The following is a 6,179-nucleotide window of genomic DNA, read 5'->3' as shown; positions in this document are numbered from 1 at the left end:
CCGGCTCGCCGGGCCAGCAGATCTGGACCGGCAATCTTGCAAGATCGACGTCGGGCCCCATCGCGACGCAGTCCTGCACCGGGGCCGCCGGGCGTGTGCGCGGGCGCGTCGCCAGCGCAGCGCGCGCAAGCGGGATCTTCTCGAAAGCATCCCTGATGCCGTGCGGTGGTCGCGGCGCGCGGAGCTCGGCCATCAGCGCGCCGAGCTCTCCGAGACGGTCGGGCGTGATGCCCATGCCCCACGCGATCCGCTCGACCGTTCCAAACAGGTTGGTGAGGAGCGGCATCTCCGACGCGTTGCCATCGGCCCTGACGGGCTGCTCGAACAATAATGCCGGTCCGTGTGCCTCAAGCACACGCCGGTGGATTTCCGTGATCTCGTGGACGACGGAGACCTTCTCGCGAATGCGTCGCAACTGCCCCCGGCTTTCGATGAAGCGCAGGAAGTCGGACAGGTCGCGAAAGCGCGGCACATCACGTTGCAACTGGACGAGCTCCCAAAAAATCAGAGCTAGCCGGGTTGTTTTCGGTCTTCATTGTTCCCGCTCAAATACAGCGGCTTGCAATCCGTCCAGATGTGGGGCCATGAATGATCCGTCCGCCGCATCGCCCGGCCCGTTGCCGACGATTCCGCCCCTTGTCGCATTGGCCATGCGTCCCCTGCCTCTGCTGCCGCTGCAGCTCGTTCTCGCCGGCGTCCTGCAGGGGATCCACCGGCGCAACCCCGCAATATTCGACCGGCTCGGTGATCACGCGCGCGCGCGGTTCGGTATCAAGCCGATCGATCTGCCGTTCGCCTTCGTGGTCGAGGCCAGGCCGCCGCGCCTGTCCGTGGTGCGCGACTTGCCGCGAGGTCTGGATGCGCGGATCTCAGCCTCGCTCGCCAATCTGCTGGCGCTGCTCGAAGGCAAGGTCGATGGCGATGCCCTGATGTTCTCGCGCGAGCTCGTGGTCGAGGGCGATGTCGAGGCAGTGCTGGCGCTGCGCAATGCGATCGACGACGCCCAGCTCGATCTGGCCGAAGAGCTGTCCTCGCTGTTTGGCCCGCTGGGCGCGCCAGCGAGGCGCGCCTTCGAAGCCGCCCGTGGCCGCGTGATCGGCTCCTCAGGCCATGGCGAGCAATCGAGATGATGGAGCTGATCTGTCCTGCCGGCACGCCGGCGGCGTTGAAGAGCGCCATCGATGCCGGCGCCGATGCGATCTATTGCGGCTTCAACGACGAGACCAACGCGCGCAATTTTCCGGGGCTGAACTTCAGCCGCGACGAGCTGCGCAAGGGGATCGCGCTGGCGCATGGCCGCGGCGCGAAGATCCTGGTGGCCATCAACACCTTTCCGCGCGCCTCCGCCGTCGACATCTGGCATCGCGCGGTGGACGATGCGGCGAGTGCGGGGGCCGATGCGCTGATCCTCGCGGATATCGGATTGATGGACTATGCGGCAAGGCGCCATCCCAACCAGCGTCTGCACGTCTCGGTTCAGGCTGCGGCCGCCAATCCCGATGCCATCGCCTTCTACGCCGAGACTTTCGGGGCGCGGCGCGTCGTGCTGCCGCGTGTCCTGAGCGTGCCTGAGATCGCCGAGATCACCCGGGAGTCGGCCTGCGAGACCGAGGTCTTCGTGTTCGGCGGCCTCTGCGTCATGGCCGAAGGGCGCTGCTCGCTGTCGTCCTATGCGACCGGCAAGTCGCCGAACATGCAGGGCGTCTGTTCGCCGCCGAGCCATGTGACCTACGAACAGACTGCGGAGGGGACGAAGTCCAGTCTCGGCGGCTTCGCCATCAACCGGTTCGCCGTGAGCGAGCCCGCGGGCTATCCGACGCTGTGCAAGGGCCGCTTCTCGACCTCCCAGGGCGCCGGCTATATTTTCGAGGACCCGGTCAGCCTGGACGCCACGGCGCTGCTCAAAGGCATGCGCGATGCCGGCGTGACCGCGCTCAAGATCGAGGGCCGCCAGCGCGGCCGTGCCTATGTCGAGAGCGTGGTGCGCCACTTCCGCCAGGCGCTCGCCGCGCTCGAGACCGGCAGCGAGGCCGACATCGCGAGCCTGAAGCCGTTCACCGAAGGTCAGGCCTCGACGGTTGGCGCCTATCGCAAGACCTGGCGCTAATCCGTTCGACGATGTGAGATCCGAAAGATGCAACTCAGCCTCGGTCCAGTTCTGTACAATTGGGCGCCGGAACGCTGGCGCGACTTCTATTTCCGGATCGCCGATGAAGCGCCGGTTGACGTCGTGTCCGTCGGCGAGATCGTCTGCTCGAAGCGCTCGCCGTTCTTCGCAGATCACATCCCGGCCGTGGTCGAACGGCTGCAAAGCGCCGGCAAGCAGGTGCTGCTGGGCTCGCTGATCCTGGTCTCGCTGCGGCGCGAGCGCCGCCAGACTGAAGAGCTCGCGGCGGTCGAGGGCGCCGTGGTCGAGGTCAACGATCTGACCTGTCTCAGGGCGCTTGCAGGCCGGCCGCACGCCATCGGTCCGTTCGTCAACATCTACAACGAGGCGAGCGCGGCCTTTCACGCCGCACGCGGGGCGAGGCGCATCTGCCTGCCGCCGGAATTGCCGCTGGCCTCGGTGGCCACGATCGCGAAGGCTGTTCCCGACGCCACGATCGAAGTGTTCGCGTTCGGCCGGGTGCCGCTGGCCATCTCCGCGCGGTGCTATCATGCGCGCCTTCACAAGCTCACCAAGGACAATTGCCGTTTCGTCTGTGAGAAGGACCCGGATGGACTCCTCTTGAACACGCTGGAGCAGCAGGACTTCCTGACCATCAACGGCGTGCAGACGCTGTCGCACACCTGCGCCAATCTGCTGGGTGAGGCCGGCCTCTTGCACGAGAGCAACGTCGGATCACTGCGCCTGTCGCCGCAGGATTGTGACATGGTCGTCGTCGCCAGGACCTTTCGCGACGTGCTGGACGGTCGCGACGATGTCGAGGGTGGAAATCGCCGGCTTGCCGCGGCCTATCCGGGCGTGCCGTTCTCGAATGGCTTCCTGTGGGCCGAGCCGGGGCACGTCTACCGTCAGGCCCGATCAGGGGATGCGCAAGGCGCGGCGCAGATCGGGACTCGCTAAACGGGGCGACGCTCCGAGCGCTCAGAAAGTCGCGGCCATTGCGGCCAGCCGTCGATGGGCCCTGTCCCGCGCGGCCTCGATCGGCTGTTGCGGTCCCGTGGTTGGCCCGATCGGCACGAAGCGGACATTATCGATACCGATGAAGCGCAGGATGTCGCGCAGGTAAGGCGTTGCCATGTCGATGCGGCCGCGGTTCATGCCGGTGGCGAAGTCGCTGCCGCTGGCGAGAATCACCAGCGTCGGCCGGTCCTTGAGCAGTGGGAGATAACCCTGTGACGGGTCGAACCGGAACGTCAGCCCGGGCTGGACGATGATGTCGAACCACTGCTTGAGCTTGTAGGGAATGCTGAAGTTCCACATCGGCGTCGAGATCAGCACGCGATCGGCCAACGAAAACCGCAGCGCCATTCGCTCGGCCTCGGCAAAGCTGTCGCGTTGCGCGTCGTTGAAGGCTTGCCCGTTCATCCGTGCATATTTGGCCTCGGCGATGGGCCCTGAGAATTCCGGCATCCGCTCCCGCCAGAGGTCCAGGACATCGAGGTCCCAGTCCGGCCGGGCCTGGCGAAAGCCGTCAAGAAAGACGCGCGCGCCGGCACCTGAGAAGGAGTCGGCGCGGGGCGAGCAGGACAGGTGCAGGAGCTTTGCCACCGCTCATCCCAACGCCCTGATGACGGCATCCGCCCTCGTGACGATCGCCACGTTCTGCATGGCAAAGTTAATCGACGCATTGTGCCAGTCGGCGTTCATGGTCGAGCAGCAATCTTCGGGGACGATCATGAAGTAGCCCTTGTCTGCCCCGGTGCGGGCGGTGTGCTCGACCGACATGTTGGTCCATGCACCGGTGTTGATGATCATGTCGCGCCCGGTCGCCTTGAGGATTGTCTCCAGCCGCGTGCCCTCCCACGCGCTCATCCGCATCTTCTCGACGACGAAATCGCCGGGCCGGGGCTCGAGGCCGGAGACGGGCGCCGCGCCCCAGCTTCCACGCACCATCGCCTTGCTGTCGACGAGGCCTTCGAACAGCGGTGCGTTCAGCGTGACACCCGGCGCACCCGGCTCGACGACGAACCAGACGTGGATGATGGCGACGCCGCGGGCCCGCGCGGTCTCCGCGAGACGGCGGACATTCTCGACGACATGTTGCTGTTTCGCATGACCGGGAGCGCCGGACTCGGCGAACGCGCCGCCGTCCATGATGACGTCGTTCTGCAAATCCTGGATGATCATCGCGCATCGCTGCGGATCAAGCCGCATGTCGCCGTCAGCGAGGATAGGCGCCGCCGGCGAGGCGCTTGCCGCCTGGCCGCCGCCGCTTCGCCGGCCGGCCATATAGGGCTCGTGCCGCGGACCGACCTTGGTCGGAATGGCATAGACCGAATGTGTCGAGGTCAGATACAGCGTGCGGAAATCCGGCCCGCCCCAGGCGAGGTTGGCGACCATCTCGGGCGCGCGGACCTTGCCGAGCAGCTCGCCGCGCGGCGAATAGACCCAGACGCCGCCGGGCGCGGTGACCCAGATATTGCCGTGCTGATCGCACTTCATGCCGTCGGGCAGGCCGGCTTCGAGCTCGGAGCGGATGCCGCTTGCGAACACCCGCGCATTCGACAGCGAGCCGTCGGCGTTGACGTCGAAGACGCGGATCAGCGCCTGCACGGTGTCGTTGACATAGAGCAGCTTCTCGTCCGGCGAGAAGCACAGGCCGTTCGGCTGGTCGAACAGATTGCGCTCGACCACGAGCTTCGGTTCGCCGCCGGGCACGAGGCGATAGACGCCCTGGAAGCCGAGCTCGCGCGGCCGCTCGACGCCATAGACCGGCATGCGGCCGTACCAGGGGTCGGAGAAATAGATCGCGCCGGAGGAGTGCACGCAGAGGTCGTTCGGGCTGTTCAGCTCCTGGCCCTGGAAATGCGAAGCCAGCACCTCGCGCCGCCCGTCCGGCCGTTCGCGGATCAGCGACGAGGTCGCGTGCTCGCAGACGATCAGATTGAGCTCGGCATCATAGGTCATGCCGTTGCACTTGTTCGAGGGACGCTTGACCTCGGCCACGCCGCGCCGCGCATCCCAGCGCCGGCGCACGTCACCCGGCATGTCCGAGAACAGCAGATAGTGATCGACCGGATGCCAGATCGGTCCCTCCGTGAAGTCAAAGCCGGTGCCGACCTGCGCGACCGGCGCATAGGGGTCGATCAAAGTTTCGAATTCGCTTCGCAAGGTGACGTGCGTCATCGGTCGATCCCCAAGATCATCTCAAGCCGGGAACCAGTTGCGTGCGGGCAAGGACTGGACGATCGGTCCGGGGACCTGATCGTGCAGGCGCCCGACGACGTTGCCGCCTTCGATCTTGGCCGGGCGGTCGTGCACCGGCAGCAGATAGCGCGAATTGCTCAGCAGCTTCTTGATCGAAGCCTTCTCCGCCCGCTTGCTGGTGCCGTGGTTGCCCGTCGTGCGCGGCTCCCAATCGTGGATCTCGTTGAAGGGCGTCACGATCTGGTCATTGAAATCGTAGATCACGTCGCCGCAGATGGTCGCAATCCCGTCGGCCGTCTCGACGATGACGTTCATCGAGCCCTCCGTATGCGCATTGGCCGCGTCGCAATAGACGCCGGGCATCAGCTCGACCGGGCCGGTGATCTCGAGGTCGAGGAAGCGCAGCGCGCTCTTGGTGTGCAGCCGGTCGATCAGGTGCTTGATGTCGGGCGCCGGATATTGCGGATGCATCAGGCCGGAGACGGAATATTCGAGTTCCTTGCGGTTGAGCACGACAGTCGTGTTCATCGGGAACAGATCGTCCTTGCCGGCATGGTCGATGTGCAGATGGGTGTGGCAGACGAAGCGGACGTCGCCCATGCGCACGCCGTGGCGCGCGAGCTGGTTCTCGATCATGTTCTCGTGGTACTGCAAGCCCCGCATGCCCAGCGTCTCCATGATCTGGTTGGAGCGGTAGCCGGTGTCGACCACGACCGGATATTTCCCCCCGAGGATCAGGAAACCGAGGGTGAGGACGCGGCGGGTGCGACCGCAGTCGCGGCCGAGAACCAGAAAGCTCGATTCCAGCTCGATATCGCCATAGTCCAGGATCTTGATCTCCAGCGCCATTCGTTGCCCTCCCTCA

The 6,179-nt window shown here is 65.7% G+C and carries 6 protein-coding genes and 1 pseudogene; 3 read left to right on the top strand and 4 right to left on the bottom strand.

The features are described 5' to 3' along the window. Positions 1-484: pseudogene (locus tag IC66_RS0126310) on the bottom strand (UbiD family decarboxylase domain-containing protein); the annotation flags it as partial. Between the two features lie 166 nt (positions 485-650). Here IC66_RS0126310 and ubiT point away from each other — a divergent pair. From ubiT to ubiV, 3 genes are read left to right on the top strand one after another with little or no spacing between them, the layout of a single operon-like run. Continuing rightward, positions 651-1,130 carry a ubiquinone anaerobic biosynthesis accessory factor UbiT gene (ubiT, locus tag IC66_RS0126305; RefSeq protein ID WP_244429168.1) on the top strand — a complete coding sequence of 160 codons (480 nt, stop codon included), beginning with the start codon at positions 651-653 and terminating at the stop codon, positions 1,128-1,130. Then, the gene (gene ubiU / locus IC66_RS0126300) at positions 1,130-2,107 is read left to right on the top strand and encodes a ubiquinone anaerobic biosynthesis protein UbiU (protein ID WP_038949667.1); all 978 of its coding nucleotides are present in this window, start codon (positions 1,130-1,132) and stop codon (positions 2,105-2,107) included. Before ubiT ends, ubiU begins: the two co-directional genes overlap by 1 nt. 27 nt (positions 2,108-2,134) lie before the next feature. Continuing rightward, positions 2,135-3,067, top strand: coding sequence for a ubiquinone anaerobic biosynthesis protein UbiV (ubiV, locus tag IC66_RS0126295; protein ID WP_038949666.1), 933 nt, complete (start codon positions 2,135-2,137; stop codon positions 3,065-3,067). Positions 3,068-3,088: 21 nt separating this feature from the next. Here the strand turns inward: ubiV and IC66_RS0126290 are convergent, their stop codons facing one another. The 3 genes from IC66_RS0126290 to IC66_RS0126280 are packed head-to-tail and all read right to left on the bottom strand — an operon-like array spanning position 3,089 to position 6,163. After that, positions 3,089-3,715: an FMN-dependent NADH-azoreductase gene (locus IC66_RS0126290; protein ID WP_038949665.1), complete on the bottom strand. Its 627-nt coding sequence runs from the start codon at positions 3,713-3,715 to the stop codon at positions 3,089-3,091. A gap of 3 nt (positions 3,716-3,718) precedes the next feature. Beyond that, positions 3,719-5,293 carry an isochorismatase family protein gene (locus IC66_RS0126285; protein ID WP_038949664.1) on the bottom strand — a complete coding sequence of 525 codons (1,575 nt, stop codon included), beginning with the start codon at positions 5,291-5,293 and terminating at the stop codon, positions 3,719-3,721. Positions 5,294-5,314: 21 nt separating this feature from the next. Then, a complete protein-coding gene (locus IC66_RS0126280; RefSeq protein ID WP_028143774.1) occupies positions 5,315-6,163 on the bottom strand; it encodes an N-acyl homoserine lactonase family protein in 849 nt (282 codons plus the stop codon). Positions 6,164-6,179: the final 16 nt, after the last annotated feature.

Origin of the sequence: Bradyrhizobium genomosp. III (genome assembly GCF_000261705.1) — a bacterium.
Lineage (GTDB): Bacteria > Pseudomonadota > Alphaproteobacteria > Rhizobiales > Xanthobacteraceae > Bradyrhizobium > Bradyrhizobium ottawaense.
This window is presented reverse-complemented; position numbering and strand designations above follow the sequence as displayed.